Annotated in this window: 19 protein-coding genes and 2 tRNA genes; 10 read left to right on the plus strand and 11 right to left on the minus strand. The window is 54.8% G+C overall.

Going from position 1 to position 20,055, the window contains the following annotated elements; translation table 11 throughout:
• Positions 1 to 55 precede the first annotated feature (55 nt).
• The 6 genes from mreD to SIB88_RS08865 all read right to left on the minus strand — a co-directional run bounded on the left by mreD (position 56) and on the right by SIB88_RS08865 (position 6,318).
• Entirely contained in the window at positions 56 to 571 is a 516-nt protein-coding gene (gene mreD / locus SIB88_RS08840; RefSeq protein ID WP_068517105.1) for a rod shape-determining protein MreD, read from the minus strand.
• Positions 568 to 1,560 carry a rod shape-determining protein MreC gene (gene mreC, locus SIB88_RS08845; RefSeq protein ID WP_101247879.1) on the minus strand — a complete coding sequence of 331 codons (993 nt, stop codon included), beginning with the start codon at positions 1,558 to 1,560 and terminating at the stop codon, positions 568 to 570. Before mreC ends, mreD begins: the two co-directional genes overlap by 4 nt.
• Positions 1,561 to 1,683: 123 nt before the next feature.
• Positions 1,684 to 2,724: a rod shape-determining protein gene (locus SIB88_RS08850; RefSeq protein WP_008892088.1), complete on the minus strand. Its 1,041-nt coding sequence runs from the start codon at positions 2,722 to 2,724 to the stop codon at positions 1,684 to 1,686.
• A gap of 182 nt (positions 2,725 to 2,906) precedes the next feature.
• Positions 2,907 to 3,827, minus strand: coding sequence for an alpha/beta hydrolase family protein (locus tag SIB88_RS08855; RefSeq protein ID WP_412557893.1), 921 nt, complete (start codon positions 3,825 to 3,827; stop codon positions 2,907 to 2,909).
• A 232-nt stretch (positions 3,828 to 4,059) separates the two neighbouring features.
• Positions 4,060 to 5,610: a 2-isopropylmalate synthase gene (locus SIB88_RS08860; protein ID WP_101247880.1), complete on the minus strand. Its 1,551-nt coding sequence runs from the start codon at positions 5,608 to 5,610 to the stop codon at positions 4,060 to 4,062.
• Between the two features lie 366 nt (positions 5,611 to 5,976).
• Positions 5,977 to 6,318: a hypothetical protein gene (locus SIB88_RS08865; RefSeq protein WP_412557894.1), complete on the minus strand. Its 342-nt coding sequence runs from the start codon at positions 6,316 to 6,318 to the stop codon at positions 5,977 to 5,979.
• A 4-nt stretch (positions 6,319 to 6,322) separates the two neighbouring features.
• Between SIB88_RS08865 and SIB88_RS08870 the strand changes: the two genes are divergently transcribed.
• Together SIB88_RS08870 and SIB88_RS08875 are read left to right on the plus strand one after the other, a co-directional pair.
• Complete coding sequence (locus tag SIB88_RS08870) at positions 6,323 to 6,874, plus strand: LysE family translocator (protein WP_233433164.1); 552 nt, start codon at positions 6,323 to 6,325, stop codon at positions 6,872 to 6,874.
• A 131-nt stretch (positions 6,875 to 7,005) separates the two neighbouring features.
• Positions 7,006 to 7,329, plus strand: a complete 324-nt coding sequence (locus tag SIB88_RS08875) for a hypothetical protein (protein WP_068517175.1) — start codon at positions 7,006 to 7,008, stop codon at positions 7,327 to 7,329.
• Between the two features lie 117 nt (positions 7,330 to 7,446).
• Here SIB88_RS08875 and SIB88_RS08880 read toward each other — a convergent pair whose 3' ends face one another.
• Both SIB88_RS08880 and SIB88_RS08885 read right to left on the minus strand, forming a co-directional pair.
• On the minus strand, positions 7,447 to 8,481 hold the full coding sequence (locus tag SIB88_RS08880; protein ID WP_412557895.1) for a hypothetical protein: 1,035 nt from the start codon (positions 8,479 to 8,481) through the stop codon (positions 7,447 to 7,449).
• Positions 8,482 to 8,688: 207 nt separating this feature from the next.
• On the minus strand, positions 8,689 to 9,714 hold the full coding sequence (locus SIB88_RS08885; RefSeq protein WP_068517110.1) for a GGDEF domain-containing protein: 1,026 nt from the start codon (positions 9,712 to 9,714) through the stop codon (positions 8,689 to 8,691).
• A 757-nt stretch (positions 9,715 to 10,471) separates the two neighbouring features.
• On the opposite strand from SIB88_RS08885, the gene SIB88_RS08890 reads away from it, so the two are divergent.
• Together SIB88_RS08890 and SIB88_RS08895 are read left to right on the plus strand one after the other, a co-directional pair.
• Positions 10,472 to 10,678, plus strand: coding sequence for a cold-shock protein (locus tag SIB88_RS08890; RefSeq protein ID WP_008892097.1), 207 nt, complete (start codon positions 10,472 to 10,474; stop codon positions 10,676 to 10,678).
• A gap of 153 nt (positions 10,679 to 10,831) precedes the next feature.
• Positions 10,832 to 11,503: a 5-formyltetrahydrofolate cyclo-ligase gene (locus SIB88_RS08895; protein WP_412557896.1), complete on the plus strand. Its 672-nt coding sequence runs from the start codon at positions 10,832 to 10,834 to the stop codon at positions 11,501 to 11,503.
• Positions 11,504 to 11,543: 40 nt separating this feature from the next.
• On the opposite strand, the gene SIB88_RS08900 is transcribed toward SIB88_RS08895, so the two are convergent.
• The 3 genes from SIB88_RS08900 to SIB88_RS08910 all read right to left on the minus strand — a co-directional run bounded on the left by SIB88_RS08900 (position 11,544) and on the right by SIB88_RS08910 (position 12,312).
• Positions 11,544 to 11,936: a GFA family protein gene (locus SIB88_RS08900; protein WP_250282777.1), complete on the minus strand. Its 393-nt coding sequence runs from the start codon at positions 11,934 to 11,936 to the stop codon at positions 11,544 to 11,546.
• A 148-nt stretch (positions 11,937 to 12,084) separates the two neighbouring features.
• Positions 12,085 to 12,158, minus strand: a tRNA-Gln gene (locus SIB88_RS08905).
• Between the two features lie 80 nt (positions 12,159 to 12,238).
• Positions 12,239 to 12,312: transfer RNA gene (locus SIB88_RS08910), tRNA-Gln, on the minus strand.
• Between the two features lie 244 nt (positions 12,313 to 12,556).
• On the opposite strand from SIB88_RS08910, the gene SIB88_RS08915 reads away from it, so the two are divergent.
• From SIB88_RS08915 to SIB88_RS08940, 6 genes are all read left to right on the plus strand, one after another.
• The gene (locus SIB88_RS08915; RefSeq protein WP_228195768.1) at positions 12,557 to 13,747 is read left to right on the plus strand and encodes a Ppx/GppA phosphatase family protein; all 1,191 of its coding nucleotides are present in this window, start codon (positions 12,557 to 12,559) and stop codon (positions 13,745 to 13,747) included.
• 61 nt (positions 13,748 to 13,808) lie between these two features.
• On the plus strand, positions 13,809 to 14,615 hold the full coding sequence (locus SIB88_RS08920; protein WP_101247885.1) for an RlmE family RNA methyltransferase: 807 nt from the start codon (positions 13,809 to 13,811) through the stop codon (positions 14,613 to 14,615).
• A gap of 179 nt (positions 14,616 to 14,794) precedes the next feature.
• Positions 14,795 to 15,319, plus strand: a complete 525-nt coding sequence (locus SIB88_RS08925) for a PAS domain-containing protein (RefSeq protein WP_068517115.1) — start codon at positions 14,795 to 14,797, stop codon at positions 15,317 to 15,319.
• Positions 15,294 to 16,622: a methyl-accepting chemotaxis protein gene (locus SIB88_RS08930; protein ID WP_412557897.1), complete on the plus strand. Its 1,329-nt coding sequence runs from the start codon at positions 15,294 to 15,296 to the stop codon at positions 16,620 to 16,622. Before SIB88_RS08925 ends, SIB88_RS08930 begins: the two co-directional genes overlap by 26 nt.
• Before the next feature lie 260 nt (positions 16,623 to 16,882).
• The gene (guaB, locus tag SIB88_RS08935; protein WP_101247887.1) at positions 16,883 to 18,349 is read left to right on the plus strand and encodes an IMP dehydrogenase; all 1,467 of its coding nucleotides are present in this window, start codon (positions 16,883 to 16,885) and stop codon (positions 18,347 to 18,349) included.
• Between the two features lie 222 nt (positions 18,350 to 18,571).
• A complete protein-coding gene (locus tag SIB88_RS08940) occupies positions 18,572 to 19,909 on the plus strand; it encodes an RsmB/NOP family class I SAM-dependent RNA methyltransferase (protein WP_114114319.1) in 1,338 nt (445 codons plus the stop codon).
• Positions 19,910 to 20,055 lie beyond the last annotated feature (146 nt).

The raw sequence follows: 20,055 nt of genomic DNA on the forward strand, positions 1-20,055 counted from the left end.
ATAGCCGTTGCCAAAACATCAATTTTGCACGGAATTTCGAAGGACACCCGATGCCCTAAACATAGCGCAGCAGGCTGTTTTGCGCGCGCGCCAGAACCCAGGCAACAATCGGAAACAGCACAGCAGTCAGTACATAGCTGATCATGGTTGCCTTGATCGGCAACAATGCGCCAATCAGGGCGGAACTCAGCAACCACTGGATCAGCAGGGCCGGGATCGCCACCAGGGCAAAGCCCCACCACATGACGCTGAAGGGTTTGTTATGGAAAAAGCGTCCCTGACTTGCCGAGCCGGTCTGTACCAGAAGCAAAACCAGCGGGCTTACGCCAAGCGGCAACCCCATCAGAAGATCCTGAAGCAGGCCCAGCAGGAAGGCGGCCACCGCTGTCAAAAGATCGGGCCGGTTCACCGACCAGTAAAACACCGCCATAAGGGCAAGCGCCGGTGATGCCGTGGACAGCAACGGTACACTGATTGGCAAAAGATTGATCAGCAGAAGGACGAAAACGCTGAATGCCGGAAAAAGACCACGTGCGATGACGTCCAGTCGTTGCCAGACGCCGGGCTTCACGGAAGTTCCCCTGCCGGCGGTTTCTGTGCGGACGGGGCGGGTTCAGCCGGCGCTGCGGGAACCACGCCAACCCCGGCCGGAATTTCGGGCGACAGTTGGGTGGCATTGGTATTTACCGGTGCCTGGCTGTCGCGGATGCGCTTTTCGCTCAGGATACCTTGCAGGCCGTAATCGGCAACACGCAGATATTCAAGCTGATGGCGACGGAACAGCGGGGCGACACGAACGGCATTTTCCGATACCGATGACACGACACCGATCGGAATGCCCGGCGGGAATGCGCCGCCATGGCCCGACGTCAGAATGCGATCACCCGGTGCAACGGCCGCATCGGCGGTCAGGAATGTCAGAAGCGGACGGTTGGTGTTGTCACCAGACAGGAACGCGCGGTCACGGGAATTTTCGACAATGACCGGCACGCGCGAATTGATGTCGGTGATCAGAAGAACACGCGATGCCTGATATCCGGCTTCTGCGACGCGTCCAACCAGACCTTCGTCGGAAATAACGGCCTGTCCCTTGGCGACACCGTCACGCGAACCGGCCGAAATCATCACACTATGGGCATAGGCCCCACCCATGTCGGCGATGACACGCGCTGTCACAAGATGCAGGGCAGGCGGATTGGTGTAATGTGCAAGTTCACGCAGGCGCACATTTTCATGCGAAAGATTACGGGCGGCTTGCTGCCAGGCCAGCAATTGCTGGTTTTCACGGCGCAGGCGTTCGTTTTCTTCGTAAAGATGGGCCAGGTTGTAAATCTTGTCGGTCAGCTCGTTGATGCTGGCCGCCGGGCGGGAAACAACATTCATGACCGGGGATACGAGATCGGCAGATGCCGCACGGATACGTTCAATCAGAACCGTATCGGCCTTCCCCAGAAGCATCAGCCCGAAAGCTGTGAATATCAGCAATATGAAAGCGAAGCGGTGAAGCGCCGTGCGTAACGGCGAAAAGATTCGCTGCTGCGGACCGCCATGCTGTGCCAATGTATTCCCCGCGATTTCCCAAAAGTTCGTCTTGTATCCCCAACGGGATATTCAACCATAACGAAATCACCGAGTCGCGTCCAGTACGGATACGACCCGGTGATGATATTTCAGGCCAAAATTTTAGTATGCTGTGTGCAGAACGTTGCGCAGCATCTTTTTCTCTTCAAGTGCGCGACCGGTACCCAGTGCAACACAGGAAAGAGGATCGTCCGCGATCGAAACCGGAAGGCCGGTTGCATGACGCAGGACATAATCAAGATTGCCAAGCATCGCGCCACCGCCGGTCAGGACGATGCCCTTGTCGACGATATCTGCTGCCAGTTCCGGCGGGGTCTGTTCAAGTGCGACCTTCACAGCCTCGATAATGGCCGAAACCGGTTCTGCAAGGCTTTCTGCAATCTGGCGTTCGGAAATCAGAAGTTCTTTCGGAACACCGTTCATCAGGTCGCGGCCACGGATTTCAACCGTTGCGCCATCACCATCATCGGGTGCACAGGCCGAACCGATTTCCTTCTTGATGCGCTCAGCAGTGCTTTCGCCAACCAGAAGGTTATGGGTGCGACGGATGTAAGCAATGATTGCTTCGTCCATCTTGTCGCCACCGACGCGTACCGAACGTGCATAGACGATACCGCCCAGCGACAGAACGGCAACCTCGGTGGTGCCACCGCCGATATCAACAACCATCGAGCCGGTCGGCTCGGTCACCGGAAGACCGGCACCGATTGCAGCGGCCATCGGTTCGTCAATCAGCCAGACCTTGCGTGCGCCGGCACTTTCAGCACTTTCCTGAATGGCGCGGCGTTCAACTGCGGTCGACCCGGACGGTACGCAAATGATGACTTCCGGGCTGGCAAAGTTGCGACGGTTGTGAACCTTGCGGATGAAGTGCTTGATCATTTCTTCGGCGATATGGAATTCCGCAATAACGCCGTCACGCAGCGGGCGGATCGCCTGAATGTACCCCGGGGTACGACCGAGCATCTGTTTGGCTTCTTCACCAACCGCAAGGACCTGTTTCTTGCCTTTTTCGTCGGTAATGGCCACCACGGACGGTTCGTTGAGGACGATGCCACGCCCCTTAACGTAAACCAGTGTGTTCGCGGTGCCCAAATCCACCGCCATGTCGGAGGATAAAACCCCAAGAAGCTTGGAAAACATTCCTGCCCTATGCCCCGGTTAATAGTAAAATCTTGAATGCGAATGTACCGGCTTTGATAGCGCAAGGAACAAGCCGATGCACGAATAATCTGCGCAGGGGATTGAGGAATAATTAAGGCGCGTAAATTTCCTGAAATAAGGGTGGAAAAACATGATCAGGAATATGGTCTTGGCGGATAAATTCAATTTTCTCTGTTTTTGGTGATTACCCCGGATTGGGACAGGAATTCTGTCACAATACTGACAACCTCCGGGCTTTTTTCTGGTGCGACCACTTTACGAGTCGCTTGTTTTTCAACTGTTTCACCATTTCCGATCAGCTCGAAACGGACCAATGCACGCGCAGGTGTCAGGTCGCGATCCATCCGCCATTGGCACCAGGCAGGCGGGTTGAACGGATCACCGCGCAGTGCGATCAGAAGACTTGGCGCAAAATTGTTCATTTCCGACATGCATTGCGGGCGCAAGCCGATCAGGGCGCGAAACCGTGCGGCAAAATGTTTGGCATGACCATCACGATAAATCGCCAGTTGGGCCGCACCGCCACCATAGCCATACCCGAAAATGGCAATCCGATCCGGGTCGATGTCAGGCTGCTTTGCAAGATAATCAAGCGCGCTTAGTCCATCAAACGCCCAATAGGTCAGACCGTGTTTGGGATTTCCAAGCGACCCTTCGCTGCAATAGACCTGCGATGGATGGGCGCGGTTTGGAGATATCACCAGAACACCGATGCCAAGATCGCGCAGGATATTGATCCAGTCTTCCGGAAAGTGATCATCGCAATCAGGAAGGGCTACGATTGCAGGATGGCGGTTTGCGTCGGGAATGTCCGTGCCGATCTGACGCGGGGGATAATAGAGGCCCGGAATATCGGCCTGCAGGCTGTTATCAATGGCGGGAAGTGTTTTCCCGGCATCGGATAACCGTTTGCGCAGCCCGCTTTGCGGATAGGGCAGGGCGGGAACCAAAACGGTGTGTGGCTGATGGTTTGTTGTGTCACTTGAAGCCTGGCTGACGGTGGTGACGCAGATCGACATGGTCGCCATCACAGCAGCGATCCGTAACAGGATGTTCCCGTATCGTTTGAATGTGCCCGACATGCCATCACCTGATCCGGCTTTCTGGTCAGGACCAAGGATACCACATGGCGGCAGCGGGCAAAACAGCTGGCAAAACAGCTGGCCGCAGCAATGCCGGTCCAACGGATCAGGATGCAATGTCGCAAGACACATCGAACCGCGATGAACCGCAACAACCCGGCGTCCGTGACCAGCAAAGAAAAGGGGGCGGCGAAAACGCCACCCCCAATGTCTTGTCAGGCAATAAAGCCGATCAGGATGCCATGGCGTCCGGGGCGGTCTTCTTGCTTTTCTCGATCAGTTTGTTCACGGCAGTTACATAGGCCATGCAGGAAGCAACAACCGTATCGGTGTCCGATGCATTGCCGACAACCGTGCGGTCTTCGCCATCAAGTTTAACCGTCACGGTGCCCTGGGCGTCGGTGCCTTCGGTCACGGCGTGAACCTGATAGAGTTTCAGGCGCCAGTCATGCGGATAGATTTCCTTGATCGCGTTGAAGGTCGCGTCAATCGGGCCGTCACCGGTGGTTTTGGCCGTGCGGATTTCACCATCGACATTCAGTTCCAGTTCCGCAGTCTGCGGACCTTTGGAGCCACAGGTCACGGTCAGGCCAACGAATTTGATATGTTCGTTGTCGCGCATGCCGTCATCGACCAGTGCGACGATGTCATCGTCATAGACTTCTTTTTTCTTGTCAGCCAGATCCTTGAAGCGGGCAAAGGCATCTTCGATGGCATTGTCGCCCAAATCGGCAAAGCCCAGCTCCTTGAGCTTTTCACGGAAGGCATGGCGACCGGAATGCTTGCCCATGACCAGGCTTGATTTGTTCAGGCCGATCGATTCCGGCTTCATGATTTCATAGGTTTCGGAATTCTTCAGGAAGCCGTCCTGATGGATGCCGCTTTCATGGGCGAAGGCGTTGGCACCAACGATCGCCTTGTTCGGTTGAACCACGAAACCGGAAACCGCTGATACCAGACGCGATGCATTCATGATCTTGGTGCTGTCGATCCCGGTGGTGAAGGGGAAGGCGTCGTTACGGGTATTGATCGCCATAACGATTTCTTCGAGTGCGGCGTTACCCGCGCGTTCACCCAGGCCGTTGATCGTGCATTCGATCTGACGGGCCCCGGCATTGACCGCCGAGATCGAGTTGGCAACCGCCATACCCAGATCGTTATGGCAGTGAACCGACAGGATCGCCTTGTCGATGTTCGGAACCCGGTTAAACAGCATGGTCATCAGATCGGCATATTCGGTCGGGGTGGTGTAACCGACCGTGTCCGGGATGTTGATGGTGGTTGCACCGGCATTGATCGCAGCTTCGACGCAGCGGCACAGGAAGTCATGCTCGGTACGCGAACCGTCTTCTGCCGACCATTCGACGTCATCGGTGAATTTGCGCGCCAGCGTGACGCTTTCGATGACCTTTTCCAGAACGCGTTCCGGTTCCATCTGCAATTTGTATTTCATATGCAGCGGACTGGTGGAAATGAACGTGTGGATACGTTTGTTTTCTGCGGGTTCCAGCGCCTCGGCAGCGCGTTCGATGTCGCCCTTGGCCGCGCGGGCCAGCGAACAGATGGTCGGGCCTTTGACCTGTTTGGCGATCTCGTTGACGGACTGGAAGTCACCATTCGATGCGATGGCAAATCCGGCCTCGATCACATCGACCTTCAACTCAGCCAAGGCATTCGCCACGCGCAGCTTTTCATCAAGCGTCATCGACGCACCCGGGGACTGTTCACCGTCACGCAGGGTGGTGTCGAAAATGATGACGCGATTGTCGTTTGCACTAGCCATTATATTGTTTCCTGATCAAGCGGGCCTTGCCCGGTATGTAAATTCTGTCTGGAAGGAGTGCGGGCCGTCTGGCGCGACTTTATTCCCCTGAGCTGCGGCAAATGGATCGACAATGTGTCCTGTGATCCGGGCCGTCATATTACGCTCAGGGGCGCGTAAGTCGTAGCGAGCCTAGGGCTGCAAGACCAATAAGACCGAGTAGAAGGTTTAGGGCAGACAGCACAAAGGCGCCCGAAGCATCGGCTTCGGCGCGATCGGCATATGCATCAATGTTGCAAATGTCTGCGGTCATCGGTCTTCATCAATTGGCTTGGGTGCCAGTCTTGGCTGGCGATGTCCCCAATTTCGTCGGACGACCCGCCGGGGTCAAGTAATTTTTGTACCTTTTGGCTTCTTTTTGGGGTGGAATTTAGCGGGGTGGCAAAAAGCAGGGGGCAAAAGCAGGCTGTATTTTCCCGGTTCCAAAGGCTTTCCGGCACAGATTTCAGAGAAGCTGATTGCGGTTTGTGACGGGAATGAAGCCATGCCAAAAAGACGCTGGTCGGAAATCGCCTTATCGGGTAGTGGTTTTGTCTGATCCTGCCATGCCCCAAAAATGGCGATCAGAAATGCGCACCACACCAAGCCACAGGAACCTTTGATGGTCAGTCTCTCCTTGATCGGGGCCTTTATCCCGACGGCCTTTTTTGTGTCGATTACGCCGGGCATGTGCATGACCCTTGCCCTGACGCTTGGCATGACCATCGGTCTGCGCCGTACCCTTTGGATGATGGCGGGCGAACTTGTTGGCGTCGGGATTGTGGTGGTGGCATCCGCGCTCGGTGTTGCAACCGTGATGTTACAGTACCCGGCCGTCTTTGCGGTTTTCAAATATGTCGGCGGTGCGTATCTGGCCTGGCTGGGCATTCAGATGTGGCGTTCACGCGGGCGTATGGCGCTATCGGCCGAGGTCGACGGGGTCAAGACAGCAAAGGCAACCGCCCTTATGGCGCAGGGCTTTGTGACGGCCATTGCCAATCCCAAAGGCTGGGCCTTCATGATTTCATTGCTGCCGCCATTTATCAGTCTTGAACATGCCATCGCTCCGCAACTTTCGGTTCTGGTGGCGATCATTCTGGTGACCGAACTGATTTGCATGACGCTGTATGCGACCGGTGGCCGGTCCTTGCGCCGGTTCCTTGAAAAAAGCGGTAATGTACGGGTACTGAACCGGGTGGCCGGAACCCTGATGATCGGTGTCGGCATCTGGCTTGCCAGCAGCTAAGCCGGATTTCGATCACGGGCGGGCCAAATGCGGGTGTCCCTGTGCGTGACGCAGCATCGTATCTGTTAATGTTTGTTTTGTGGTTCTGCAGTAACCATATGTAATCAAACAACTGTTACAGGATGTGCGGCATGCGCGAGATACGCTGTATCGTTTTTGAAGATGGCGAACTGATCAAGGCGCTGGTGGCGCATGGTCGGCGCACGGGAAAGTCGCTGCCGCCGGGCCAGATCAGCAGTTTTGAAATCGAACGATCAAAAGAAGTCGTCGCCCGCATGACCATTACCTCGGACGAGGGGCAGAAAACCGTCATCCCGACATCCGGTGCCCAGCTTGCCGCGGCGATGATTGCCTATTGCATTGATCGCAAGGTGCCGGTACCCGCACATGCGGCCAAATCGATTACCGTAATTGATGATCACGTTGCCCTTAAAATCACCATGGCAGGGGACTGACCGTTTCGCCAAAGGTCGGGCTGCACCGGGCTGCATCTGGCCGCATTGGGCAGCAGTCAGGAAAAAAGGCGCGAATTTGATTTCGCGCCTTTTGTGTATCCGAACCGATGGGGTGGGTTACCACTGCATCATCTTGCCCTTGAGCGCGCCCATGCGTTCATCTTCGTTCTTGAAGCTGTGCTGTTCGGCCACGCCATCCTGCACCTTGGTCATCAGAAGCCATTCCTTGACCTTCATGAAGCGCGGGGCAAGGAACTGATAGGTTTCCTTGACAAGCCTTACAGCCGCCGGACCACGTTCAAGCTGAAGGTCTTCCCACAGCTCGATCAGGGGTTGCCAGGCGCGCAGGCGTTTGTGCAAGTCATCACGTTTGCTGCGGATATATTGGCGCTGGGATGTGAAGTTGCGCAGCACCGACATGATTTCCCCGGTATTGGCATCAAGTTCGTCAAATGTCGTTTCGAACTTTTTCTTGGCATCATCAAGCAGGCGGATGGCCTGGGTGACGGTTTCAAGAACGCCTTTTTCATGGGCATAGATACGGCGCAGTTCCTGCAACTTGCGATCAACCATCAGGATCTTGCGGTATTTCACGCGCAGCGTTTCGATATAGGACAGCTCGTCTGCGACCTGATGGACCAGATTGACGACTTCCTCGCGGTTATCCTTGCCAAGGCCAAGCTTTTCGGCAACTTCGTCAAAGGCCTGGTTGATCTTTTTCTTGGTGTTGGGGTCCTCGGCGATCTGCATCAATTCGTCCGGGTCGGTAATGAGTTCCTCACTGCCGGACATCCAGGTGACCAACTGCATGGTAATACGGTTATAGGCAATCGCCTGATGTTCTTCGTCGACTTCCCAGGATGCTTCGCCGGTCAGAACCTCAAGCGGCAAATTGTCGCCGGGGCACAGCACGTTGATAAAATTCAGGGCCTTGTCGATCAGGCTGATCAGATCGCCATCTTTGGATTCCGGATCGATATCGAATTCACGGCAGATGGCCTTAAGCGGCAATGACACAACAGATCCTTCTGCCATTTTAAGGACAAAAAGAGCTTCGTCTGAAATATCAGACTTCTGAAAGTGGCATTCTTCGAACGTTTTGAAAATCTTGTGTTCAAGTTCGATCTTACGTTCGGTCTTTGGTGTCTTCATATGGTTGCTCCGCCCCGCAAAGCCTTTGCACATGTATGTTGTGCATAACAGGGACGATTATAAGGGCTCGAACCTGCTGATTTTGGCCTGTCAGGACACGTGTGTTGGCTCGGTGTCTTTACCTGTTGATTATGTGCCCCGGTTTTCTCTTGTGTCAGAGATTTAATGACCCGGAACGTTTGTTTAGTGCCTGTTTATGCGTATGACCTACTGCAGGACACAGGTGTTTCTACCATCCTGTTTTGCGAGATAAAGAGCCTTGTCCGCGCGATCAACAAACTCAAGTATATTCTCCCCTAGTTGGTAGGACGTCAAGCCAATAGAAACGGTTAACTTACCGAAATCTTTGCCTGTTTTTTTATTTATAATCCGCTGGTTTGACACGTTTTCACGCAGCTTGTTTGCCAGTTTTTCAGCGTTTTCACGTGTTGTATCGGGCAAGATGACCGCGAATTCTTCGCCGCCATATCGCGCGACCGTATCTGCGCCTTTGGTCGAACGTACCAGTACCCGCGACACCGCTTTGAGAACCCCGTCACCGGCCCGGTGCCCGAAATTGTCGTTGAATTCCTTGAAATGGTCGATATCGATCATCAGCAAGGTCAAGGGCGCACCGGTTTCCATGGTTGAGGTCACGGCTTCGCGAAGCGAGCTGTCAAAATTCTTGCGGTTGGCAATGCCGGTCAGCGTATCGGTCAGGGCGTCACGGCGCACCAGTTCCAGTTCGGTTCTGACCCGGCGGACTTCCTTGTGATATTCTTCAAGGCTGCCATTGAAGGTGCCGTAACAGTCGCGGGCCTTGTTCGATGTGCCCGACAACTGGCGGCTGACGGAACGGGCATCTTCAAGGGTGATGTCATCGGCCAGAAGCCGTTGGGATGCGGTATCGAATTCGCCACAGAACTGTTCGGTGTCGCGCATGACCGAATGCACGGCTTCCTCGACGCGTTCGACCGCTGCCTGAAGGCCTTCGACCCCCTGGTTGATATGCTGTTCGACCGCGTGGGTGCCCAGATATTTGTGGTAAATCCGGTAAACGGTTTCTTCGTCCAGTTCCTGCGTGTTGCGGATCAGGACCTTTACCAATTGGCTGAGTTCGGGAATCTCGTCTGACAAATAGCTGTAAAAAACGTGATAAACCTGAGGTGTCGGCTGCAGGTTAAGCTCGTTTATCAGCGCCATGGCGTTTTGCGCGATGTCACGCGGGTTTGCGATCTTGGTTGTCGCTGTCACTTACTGTATTCCGATCCGAAAGTCGTTCCCATTCAAGTATTTTCGGTGTCCCGGTCGCGTTTGCTGCATCTTATGGTCTGATGCATTGATCTTGTGAATTCGCATCCATTTGATGCGTTTTGGATTCATTGTTCCATAATCAAACCAATTCAGGGGCAATGTCACGTGAAACCGTCCCCGAAAAAATGACAAAATCAGACATTTCTTTTCATCTGGTCCATAAGTTACTGCGACATAACAGCTTATTTCATTGCGTCCGGATAACCGCCATTTGGCGCAACAGGATGTGCCGATCTGAAATTTGAATTCACGCGGGTTCCGAGGCGGATCGGCAATCGGTACGCAGGGAAAAGTCACAAGGATCAGTCGCCTATCTGATTTGCCTGTATTGAATATGCGGTTCGATGAAAAAAATATCCTCATGATATAATTGCATTCTTGCATCTGGAACCGTTGCGAGAATTCGCCGTGAAGATTGTTTTATCTAGGGGTGATGTGTCCTTGCGGGATTTTCAACCGCACGAAATCATGCATTTTACCGATGACATCAGACGGCGAAAAAAGAACTTCATACATGAATCCATTGCACTAAGCCCAAATTTCGCGTAATTGTTGAAACGATGCAGTGCATCTTTCATGCGCGTGGTTGCTTCCTGGTTGATGGTGATCATGCTCTTAATGGGTGTGTTGCAGGGACTGTTTTCTTGCATCGCCTTACTTCGGGGATGCGCCTACTAAACTAAGGACGACTACGGATATGGCTACCGGAACGGTTAAGTGGTTCAATGCGACCAAGGGTTATGGCTTCATCACCCCTGACGAAGGCGGAAAAGATGCATTCGTGCACATCACCGCAGTTCAGCGTGCTGGTCTGCAGGGACTTGATGAAGGGCAGAAAATTCAGTTTGAGCTGATTGAAGGTCGCAATGGCCGCATGTCGGCAGAAGAACTCGCCATTCTCTAAATTTCTATCTGGCTTGCAGCTTTTTTGCTGACAACCGTTAACGCGCCGGGTTCCCGGCGCGTTATGCGTTTATGGGGTTTTGCTGTAGGCTTGTGACTTCTGTCCATCTGCACATCCTATCCGCTATCCCATTCGCAAACTGTGATCGCGCCCATGAGTCTGAATTTGCCAACCCCGCCACAATCGGACGATGAACAAAGCCAGTCTGAATGGCGGCAAACCGTTCGGCGTATCCTGTTGGGCTGGCGATCGGAACTGGACAGTGTAACCCATAAAAATCTGTCCGATCAGATCCGCGCGCATTTTGACAGTTTCCTGTCGGCGCGGCGTGGTGCGACGGTGGGGTTTTACTGGCCAATCCAGAATGAAGTCGATCTGCGCCCGGTGATAACTGACCATATTTCCGAAGGCGGTCGCGCCGCCCTTCCTGTTGTTCCGGGCCGGGATATGCCGATGGTCTTTCACGACTGGACGCCTGATACCGTAATGACCCCGGGCTTTGCCCGCATACCCGAACCGCAAGATACCCCCGAAATTCCGGTGCATGTGTTGCTTGCCCCGCTGGTCGGGTTTGATCGGGCAGGGTACAGGCTGGGCTATGGGGGTGGTTTTTTTGACCGCACACTGGCGGCAATGACGCGCAAGCCACTGGTGGTCGGGATCGGGTTTGAAGCAACCCGACTTGAGGACATCAAACCCCACCAATATGACGTGCCCGTCGATGTTTTGATTACCGATGCCGGAACAAGTGTTTTGTCCGATGCGGGCGAGGCGGCCGAAAATAAACCTGATCAGTCATCGCCCCCCTGTCATTTGTGTTCCTGACGATCTGCATGATGATCTGTTTGGTGTCGGTCAGGCAGTATCAATCTTCGTTGCGATCGGTTTCCGGGCGATCTTTTTCATAAGAATGACGAAGCGCAAAATCCGGTAGCCAGCTTTCGCGCCGGATCGTCCAAAGCTCGTAACTCGGGGTGAATTGATCCGGGGCATCGAGAATGCCGAGATTGACTTCGATTTCGTCATCGGTGTGGCCATAAACCGATGATCCGCAGGTCGGACAAAAATGCCGTCCATTGAATGATGTGGTTTCACCGGTAATGGTCACGGCCTTTTCGGGAAAGATCGCGGATGCATGAAACAGCGCGCCATGATGCTTCCGGCAATCCAGGCAATGGCACAAACCGACCCGGTACGGCGCACCGGTTGCCGTGATCGTGACCTTGCCGCAAAGGCAGCCGCCCGTGACCTGATCCATCGCCTGTCTCCTGAAAACGTGATCGAGATTACAGATGTATATCAAAGCTGCCATCACGCGCAATTTGCGTGCGCGCAGGATTGATGATTGATCGACGCCGATCAGAACAGCAAAGAACAAAGGTCGAAATCGGGAAGGTCGGGCAAAGTGGCTGGGGAACCTGGATTCGAACCAGGACTGACGGAGTCAGAGTCCGTAGGTCTACCGTTAACCTATTCCCCAGCAGTACTTTGGTGTGCGTTATTTATACCCCGGACCGCATGTTTTGCGCAATGTTGGGCCATTGCAACGTCCGGCAAAGTTGGCTGGGGAACCTGGATTCGAACCAGGACTGACGGAGTCAGAGTCCGTAGGTCTACCGTTAACCTATTCCCCAACAAAACTTGGTCCGCCGCGACACGCGATGCATCGTGGCGTGGGCCGCTATGTATAAAACCCGCCCGGGTTTGGCAACCCCTTTTTTGTTTCGATTTATTCAACCATGCGATTACTGCATACGGGATTTGCCTTGTCGGGGATTGTCGTTACACTCATATAGCTGATTCGCGGGATCGTCATATAAATGTCTTGATGATCCGCGATACAGACAGTGCGATTAACAGAAAGCAGGTTTTCGAAAGGTGAAGCAGGTCAATCCCCATAGCAACTCGCACCGGGCAGAAAGCCCCGCAGGCGGCGCTGCAATGGGCGACCATGCGGTGCTTGAGGTGCCTGACAAACCGGCAATGCCGCAGCCGGGGCAGGCTGTGCATGTGCCCGGTGACCGTGAAAAACCTGCGCGCATGGTCGATTGCATTACCGTGCCGCTTTATGCCGCGATTGACCTTGGCAGTTCGAACTGCCGGCTTCTGGTGGCGCGCCCATGTAATGACGGGTTCAAGGTTATTGATGCCTTTTCGCGCGTCGTGCGCTTGGGCGAAGGTGTCCGCGAAAAGGGATATCTGTGCGAAGCGGCAATGGAACGCGCGATTGATGCCCTTCGTGTCTGTGCCAAAAAATTGCGCCGCCATCCCGGTGCACGTTTGCGCGCCGTTGCGACCGAAGCCTGCCGGACGGCCAATAACCGCGAAGAATTCGTGCGCCGTGTTTTTGATGAAACCGGCATCACCCTTGATATCATCAATCCAGACGAGGAAAGCCGCCTTGCGCTTCAGGCCTGCTCGGCGCTGCTGGATGAACGCCCCTATGCGGTGGTGTTTGATATTGGCGGTGGCAGCACGGAAATCTGCTGGATCAAGGTCGACAAAACCGGCAAAACCCAGTGCATTGAAACACTTTCGATGCCATGCGGGGTTTTGTGCCTGACCGAACGCTATGCCTCGGTCGAGGAACGGCGCGAACGGTTCGAAGCTATGCGGACCGAAATCCGTGAACGTCTTGAAGAATTCGCCAAACGCAATTGCTGTACTGACATGCTGGATGATGACAAGGTTCAGATGGTCGGCACATCCGGTACGGTGACGACTTTCTGTGGCATCGCGCTTGGTCTTGAACGCTATGAACGTCATAAGGTTGACGGATCGGATCTGCGTTTTGACGATGCCGAACGGGTGACCGAATTGCTGTTGCGCATGGAATCAGACAAGCGCAAGGGGCATCCCTGTATCGGGAATCAGCGGGCCGAACTGATGGATGCGGGGGCGGCAATTTTCGCAGCGATTCGTGATATCTGGCCTTTGGCGACGCTCAAGGTCGCCGATCGGGGCCTGCGCGAAGGTATTTTGGTCGATTTGATGCGTGCGGACGGTCATGCTATTGACCCGTGCGACGCGCGCCGTCATACAGTGTCGCATATTCCGGCTTCATCCTGATCGGTAGACGCATCGTCCCGACGGGCCATTGGCCAAAACAGAATTCAGTTCAGGAAAGATCATGAGCGAAAATCGCAGCGGAAAAGGCGGGCAGCGCCGCCGCAAGGGTTCAGCCATTGCAGCCATTGATACCGGCGCACGCCGTGGCCTGCGCACGCGTGTCAAAAGTGCAAAGGGGCGCAAACTGTCTTCGACGCGTTGGCTCGACCGTCAGCTCAATGATCCCTATGTGCAGGAAGCAAAGCGTCTGGGCTACCGGTCGCGTGCGGCCTTCAAGCTGATTGAAATCAACAACCAGTTTGATCTGCTGCGCCCGGGTATGCGCATTGTTGACCTTGGTGCTGCACCGGGGGGCTGGACGCAGGTCGCGATTGATATGGTCGGCTCCAAACATGGCAAGGGCCAGGTCGTCGGTCTCGATATTCTGGAATGGGAAGGTCTGTCTGGCGCAACTTGTTTGCAGGCCGACTTCCTTGATCCCAAGGCACCCGACATGATCAAGCAGGCCCTTGATGGCCCGGTTGATGCGGTGATTTCCGACATGTCGCCTGAAACCACCGGGCATCGTCAAACCGACCATATCCGCATTATTGACCTGGTCGAACATGCCTTGCTGTTTGCCGAGGAAGTTCTGGCACCGGGTGGTATTTTCATTGCCAAGGTGTTCAAGGGGGGTACCGAAAACGATTTGCTTGACCGGGTTAAGAAGAATTTCCGTGTAACCAAACACGCCAAGCCGCCGGCATCGCGCCCCGAAAGCCCGGAAGCCTATCTGATTGCCACCGGGTTCCGCGGTCAGAACAATGCCGAAGACGACATCAAAAACGCCGAACTGCGTGAAGATGACGGCTGGTCGCCGGTTGAATAATGATCGGGCCGGTCGTGGCAAAGGTTACGGCCGGCACTGCCAAATAATCGTCTTTTCCCTTGCGCTACATCAAACCCCGTAATTGGCATTGCGGGATATAGTTACCCTTCAATCTGCGACGAAATGTTTGTGCGCAGATGGACCGATTGGGGTGGGTCCTTTGTTGTGGGGTGTAACTGATGAAGCAGGACAATCTGTTCTTGACCGGCGTCGAACGCTATTTCGACGAACACGAAATTATCGTTTCAAAGACCGACCTTAAAGGTCGGATCACATATGCAAATGATGTGTTCCTTCGGGTGGCCGGATACCGTGAACGCGACATCCTTGGCCAGCCTCACAGCATCATTCGTCATCCCGGCATGCCAAGATGTGTATTTTCCCTGTTATGGCAAACCATCGAAGCCGGTCGCGAAATTTTCGCCTATGTCATCAATCGTTGCTCGAACGGTGACCATTACTGGGTTCTGGCCAATGTAACGCCGACTTTCGGCCCCGATGGCAAGATCATCGGATATCATTCAAATCGTCGCGTACCGCGTCGTGATGCCATTGAAAAAGTCATTCCGCTTTATGCCGCCCTTTGCGAAGAAGAAGCCAAAGAACGCAATCGCAAAGAAGGCATGGCACGCGGAACGGCAATGGTCACGAAGCTTCTGGGGGATGCGGGCGTCGATTATGATCAATTTGTTTTCACTCTCTAACCTGCGTCTGGTACTGGCCGGGGGCTGGTGTCTGGGCCTGTTGGCTGTTGTTGCGGGATTTGTCTGGTCATCGCATATGGGCCTTGTTGTTGTGGGCCTTGCCGGGGTGCTCAGCGTTTGTTGTGCTGCCGGGCTTCTGACCATCTATCGGCAGCAGCGATATCTTGATGAGCTGTGCGACATTGTTCGTGCGGCGGCCAATGGCAATATGGATGCGCGCGTGTCCAACCGGTTGCACCGGGGCAAGCTTGCCAATATGCAAAATGCCGTCAATCAGTTGCTTGACCTGACAGAAGCCTTCACCAAAGAAGCCGCTGCTGCGATGAATTGTGCATCGCGCGGGGATTATTTCCGCAAGATCATTCCACGCGGGCTGCGCGGTGATCTGGTCGGATATGCCCAGAAGGTCAATCAGGCACTTGATGTCATGGATGCGCAGACCAGAACATTTCGCAACAGTGCCGGGCAGATTGGTGATGATCTCAAGCTTGTTGTCGGCGATTTGTCTGATAGTGCGCGCAAGCTGACCACCAATTCCGACTTCCTGTCGCAGAATGTCGGTAAAATTGCGACCCAGGCGGCGGAAATGCGCCGGGCCGCAGATGAAAGCAGTGCCGCACTTGACGGAATTGCGACCGCCACCGAACAATTCAGCGGATCCATCCAGCAGATCGGGTGTCAGATTGACGGATCGGCGTCGCTGTCAGAAACCGCTGTTGAACGTGCGCGGTCTGCGGGGGAACATATGGGGCGTCTTGATGCGCTGGCAGTCAGGGTCACCAGTGTGGTTGAACTGATCACGGATGTTGCCGATCAGACAAATCTTCTGGCCCTGAATGCATCAATCGAAGCCGCGCGGGCAGGCGATGCCGGCAAGGGATTTTCCGTTGTCGCATCCGAGGTCAAAAATCTTGCCAGCCAGACCGCCCATGCCGCCGAACAGGTCATTCGTGAAATCGGTCAGATGCAGGAAATGACGCGCGAAGCCGTGATTTCAGTGCGCGATATCAGTGAAACCATTGCCGAAATTGACAATGGTGCGCGTCTGGTGGCGGGGGCAACCCGCGAACAAACCGCCGCGGTGACGGAAATCGGCAACCGTATCGAACAGGCCGTCAAACTGATGCGCGACATTGTCGATAGCGTAACCGAAGTCGCATCAGGCACCCATGCGTCGCGCGATGTCCTGCTTGCCCTGCATGACGAGGCAACCAGTCTTTTGGGGCGTGCTGAAACACTTGATGGTGATGTTCGCCATTTTGTCGGGACGGTTCTTGATACCCGTACTCAGGACGTTGCCTGATTGCAAAAACGCCATCTTGCGCACGGCATCGCAGGCAGATCACATAACATTGATGTCAGGGATTTGGCGGCTTTGACAGTTGGCGGGATGACAACGTTTGTGCGGCGTTGCCTGCCAGAAGCCCCATCGACCAGTTTCTAACGGAATGCGCAAAATAAAGCATCAATAAAATCACAGGGCTGTTATGGGCGCAGAAAACTTGGCATTTGGGGCGTAACGTGTATAAATTCCGCGCCAACTCAGATTAACGAGGTGGCCAGATGACCCGCATTGTAGAAGCCCTGACGTTTGACGACGTATTGATCAAACCCGCAGCATCCGAAGTGCTGCCGGCTCAGGTGCAGACCAACACCCGCATTACCAAGAAAATTGACCTGAAAATCCCGCTGCTTTCCTCGGCTATGGATACGGTGACCGAAAGTGCAATGGCGATTGTCATGGCACAGCATGGCGGCATGGGGGTCATTCACAAGAACCTCGATATCGCACAGCAGGCCGAAGAAGTTCGCCGCGTGAAAAAGTTCGAATCGGGTATGGTTGTCAACCCGATCACCATTCATCCTGACCAGACGCTGGCCGATGCGCTTGATCTGATGGATGTAAACCACATTTCGGGTATTCCGGTTGTCGAACGCGGCTCGAACAAGCTGGTCGGTATTCTGACCAACCGCGATGTGCGCTTTGCATCCAACCGCGCACAGCCGGTATCCGAACTGATGACCCACGAAGGTCTGGTTACGGTGACCGAAAATGTCGACACCACCGAAGCCAAAAAACTTCTGCACCAGCACCGTATTGAAAAGCTTCTGGTTGTTGACGAAGCGTATCGTTGCACCGGCCTGATCACGGTCAAGGACATCGAAAAAGCCAAGCTGCACCCGAATGCCTGTAAGGATGAAAGCGGTCGTCTGCGTGTTGCCGCAGCAACCGGTGTCGGCGAGGCGGGCTTTGAACGTGCCGCAGCACTGATCGAAGCCGGTGTTGACGTTCTGGTCATTGATACCGCGCATGGCCATTCGGCTGGCGTGATCAAGGCGGTGGAACAGATCAAGGCAAAAGTCGGCGATACCCAGATCATTGCCGGTAACGTCGCAACCGCAGCCGCCGTCAAGGCCTTGGCAGAAGCCGGTGCCGATGCGGTCAAGGTCGGTATCGGACCGGGGTCGATCTGTACGACCCGTATTGTTGCCGGTGTCGGTGTGCCGCAGCTGACTGCGGTTCTTGATTGTGCCGAAATGGCGCACAAGCTTGATGTGCCGATCATTGCCGATGGCGGTATCAAATTCTCGGGCGACATTGCCAAGGCAATGGCCGCCGGTGCCAGCACCTGCATGGTTGGTTCCCTTCTTGCCGGTACGGACGAAGCACCGGGCGAAGTCATCCTTTATCAGGGCCGTTCCTATAAATCCTATCGCGGGATGGGCTCGGTCGGTGCCATGGCACGTGGTTCGGCCGACCGTTATTTCCAGCAGGACGTCCAGGACAACCTTAAACTGGTTCCCGAAGGCATCGAAGGCCGCGTTCCTTACAAAGGTCCGGCAGGCCAGATCATCCATCAGCTGGTTGGCGGTCTTAAGGCATCGATGGGCTATACCGGTTCGGCGACCCTTGCCGATTTCCGTGAACGTGCCGAATTTGTGCGCATCACCAATGCCGGCCTGCGCGAAAGCCACGCTCATGATGTGACCATCACCCGCGAAGCTCCAAACTATCGTCCGGGCGGCTAAGCAATCAGGTTGCTGATCTGGCTGTCGCGATTTCGCTGAGCAGCCCTGCATTCGAAGCGGTTGGCGAACCGCGCGTGACATGCTATCAGCAGCCCCGTATTTCAGATGACGGCAGGTCTTCCTGCCGTCATCGTCTTTTTTATCGTATTTATCGCAAGCGGTGTTTGCGCTTCCCATATCCGAAGCAGCAGTAACACCCGCAAAACAGGTTGGAAATTCGCTTTGAAACCCGGTGCACGTATCGCAGCCGTCATTGAACTTTATGATGGCTGGACCCATACCCGAGACGACGCAGACCGCGTTGTATCTGGCTATTTCGGATCACGCCGTTACATCGGCGGTGGCGATCGCCGTGAAATCAGCGAACGTTTCTATAACCTGATCCGTCATCAGGCCCGTCTGGGCTGGTGGCTGGCGGAAATGGGCTATGAGTTCCAGGACGGTCGTGCACGCATGATCGCCGAACTGGTTCTGCATGATGGTCTGTCAAAGGCCGATATCGAAGACCGTTTCTGCGGCGAACAATTCTGCCCGGAAACGCTTCATCCCAATGAAAAGCACCTGATCAACAAGCTGGCCGACAAGACCCTTGATCATGATGCCCAGCCCGGCGCGGTCAAAACCGAGTTGCCGAAATGGCTGTATGCGGAGCTGATGAAGCTTCACCATGAAAACCTGTCTGCCGAAATGGCGGCCTATAATCAGCCGGCCAAGCTTGATCTGCGCGTCAACCGTCTGCGCGGAACTGTCGAAGACGCGATCAAGTCGCTGAAAGCCGATGGCATCAAGGATATTGAACGTACCCCGTTTGCACCGAACGGCCTGCGTTTGCCGCTGGGTCTCAATATGCTGGTGACTGCGGCCTATAAGGATGGCCTGATCGAAATCCAGGACGAAGCATCGCAGATTTGCGTCAAGCTGGTCGATGCCAAGCCGGGCATGACAATCCTTGATATGTGTGCTGGCGGTGGCGGCAAGACCCTTGGTATTGCCGCTGACATGCGCGGCAAGGGACGTATCCTCGCCTGTGATACCCATGGTGGGCGTCTGGACAATTCGCGCAAACGTGCACGTCGCGCAGGCGCGGGTGATTGCATCCAGCAGCGCATCATTGCCGATGAACGCGACAGCTGGCTGCGCAACAAATCGGGCTTCTTTGACCGTGTGTTGCTTGATGTGCCCTGTTCGGGGCTTGGGACCTTGCGCCGCAATCCGGCTTTGCGCTGGCGTATCGGTCAGCGTGACCTGCGTACCCTGATGGCGCAGCAAAGCAAGATCCTTAAAGCTGGTGCGGCAAAGGTCACCAAGGGCGGGCGCCTGATTTATGCGACCTGTTCGATCATGCCCGAAGAAAACGAACGCCTGATTGAAACCTTCATGCGTGATCGCAAGGATTTCAAACCGGTGCCGATCAATGAAATCTGGCCCGACGCGCCAAAATCCGTTCCGGTTCCGGGCGGCAAGGATAAACCCTGGTTGCGTCTGTCGCCGAATGTCCATGGCACGGACGGGTTCTTTGTTGCGGTGTTCGAACGGACCGCCAAAGGCAAGGTAAAATAATGGACCGACCGGTGATGACATATGGCACCCGGCCCGTCATCAGCCTTAGTCCGTCTGCACAAAAAAAGGCCCTGCGAGGATTACTCGCAGGGCCAGTTTTGTTTTACCGTGAACGCAATATTGCGTTAAGTGGCTCTTCTGCAGAT

The organism is Thalassospira sp. MIT121401, from assembly GCF_047125595.1.
GTDB lineage: Bacteria > Pseudomonadota > Alphaproteobacteria > Rhodospirillales > Thalassospiraceae > Thalassospira > Thalassospira povalilytica.

Bases quoted from the DNA above. Each gene is read 5' to 3' on its own strand.
- SIB88_RS08850 (WP_008892088.1), bottom strand. From the start codon at position 2,724: ATGTTTTCCAAGCTTCTTGGGGTTTTATCCTCCGACATGGCGGTGGAT.
- SIB88_RS08855 (WP_412557893.1), bottom strand. From the start codon at position 3,827: ATGTCGGGCACATTCAAACGATACGGGAACATCCTGTTACGGATCGCT.
- SIB88_RS08860 (WP_101247880.1), bottom strand. From the start codon at position 5,610: ATGGCTAGTGCAAACGACAATCGCGTCATCATTTTCGACACCACCCTG.
- SIB88_RS08865 (WP_412557894.1), bottom strand. From the start codon at position 6,318: ATGCCCGGCGTAATCGACACAAAAAAGGCCGTCGGGATAAAGGCCCCG.
- SIB88_RS08870 (WP_233433164.1), top strand. From the start codon at position 6,323: ATGACCCTTGCCCTGACGCTTGGCATGACCATCGGTCTGCGCCGTACC.
- SIB88_RS08875 (WP_068517175.1), top strand. From the start codon at position 7,006: ATGCGCGAGATACGCTGTATCGTTTTTGAAGATGGCGAACTGATCAAG.
- SIB88_RS08880 (WP_412557895.1), bottom strand. From the start codon at position 8,481: ATGAAGACACCAAAGACCGAACGTAAGATCGAACTTGAACACAAGATT.
- SIB88_RS08890 (WP_008892097.1), top strand. From the start codon at position 10,472: ATGGCTACCGGAACGGTTAAGTGGTTCAATGCGACCAAGGGTTATGGC.
- SIB88_RS08895 (WP_412557896.1), top strand. From the start codon at position 10,832: ATGAGTCTGAATTTGCCAACCCCGCCACAATCGGACGATGAACAAAGC.
- SIB88_RS08900 (WP_250282777.1), bottom strand. From the start codon at position 11,936: ATGGATCAGGTCACGGGCGGCTGCCTTTGCGGCAAGGTCACGATCACG.
- SIB88_RS08920 (WP_101247885.1), top strand. From the start codon at position 13,809: ATGAGCGAAAATCGCAGCGGAAAAGGCGGGCAGCGCCGCCGCAAGGGT.
- SIB88_RS08925 (WP_068517115.1), top strand. From the start codon at position 14,795: ATGAAGCAGGACAATCTGTTCTTGACCGGCGTCGAACGCTATTTCGAC.
- SIB88_RS08930 (WP_412557897.1), top strand. From the start codon at position 15,294: ATGATCAATTTGTTTTCACTCTCTAACCTGCGTCTGGTACTGGCCGGG.
- guaB (WP_101247887.1), top strand. From the start codon at position 16,883: ATGACCCGCATTGTAGAAGCCCTGACGTTTGACGACGTATTGATCAAA.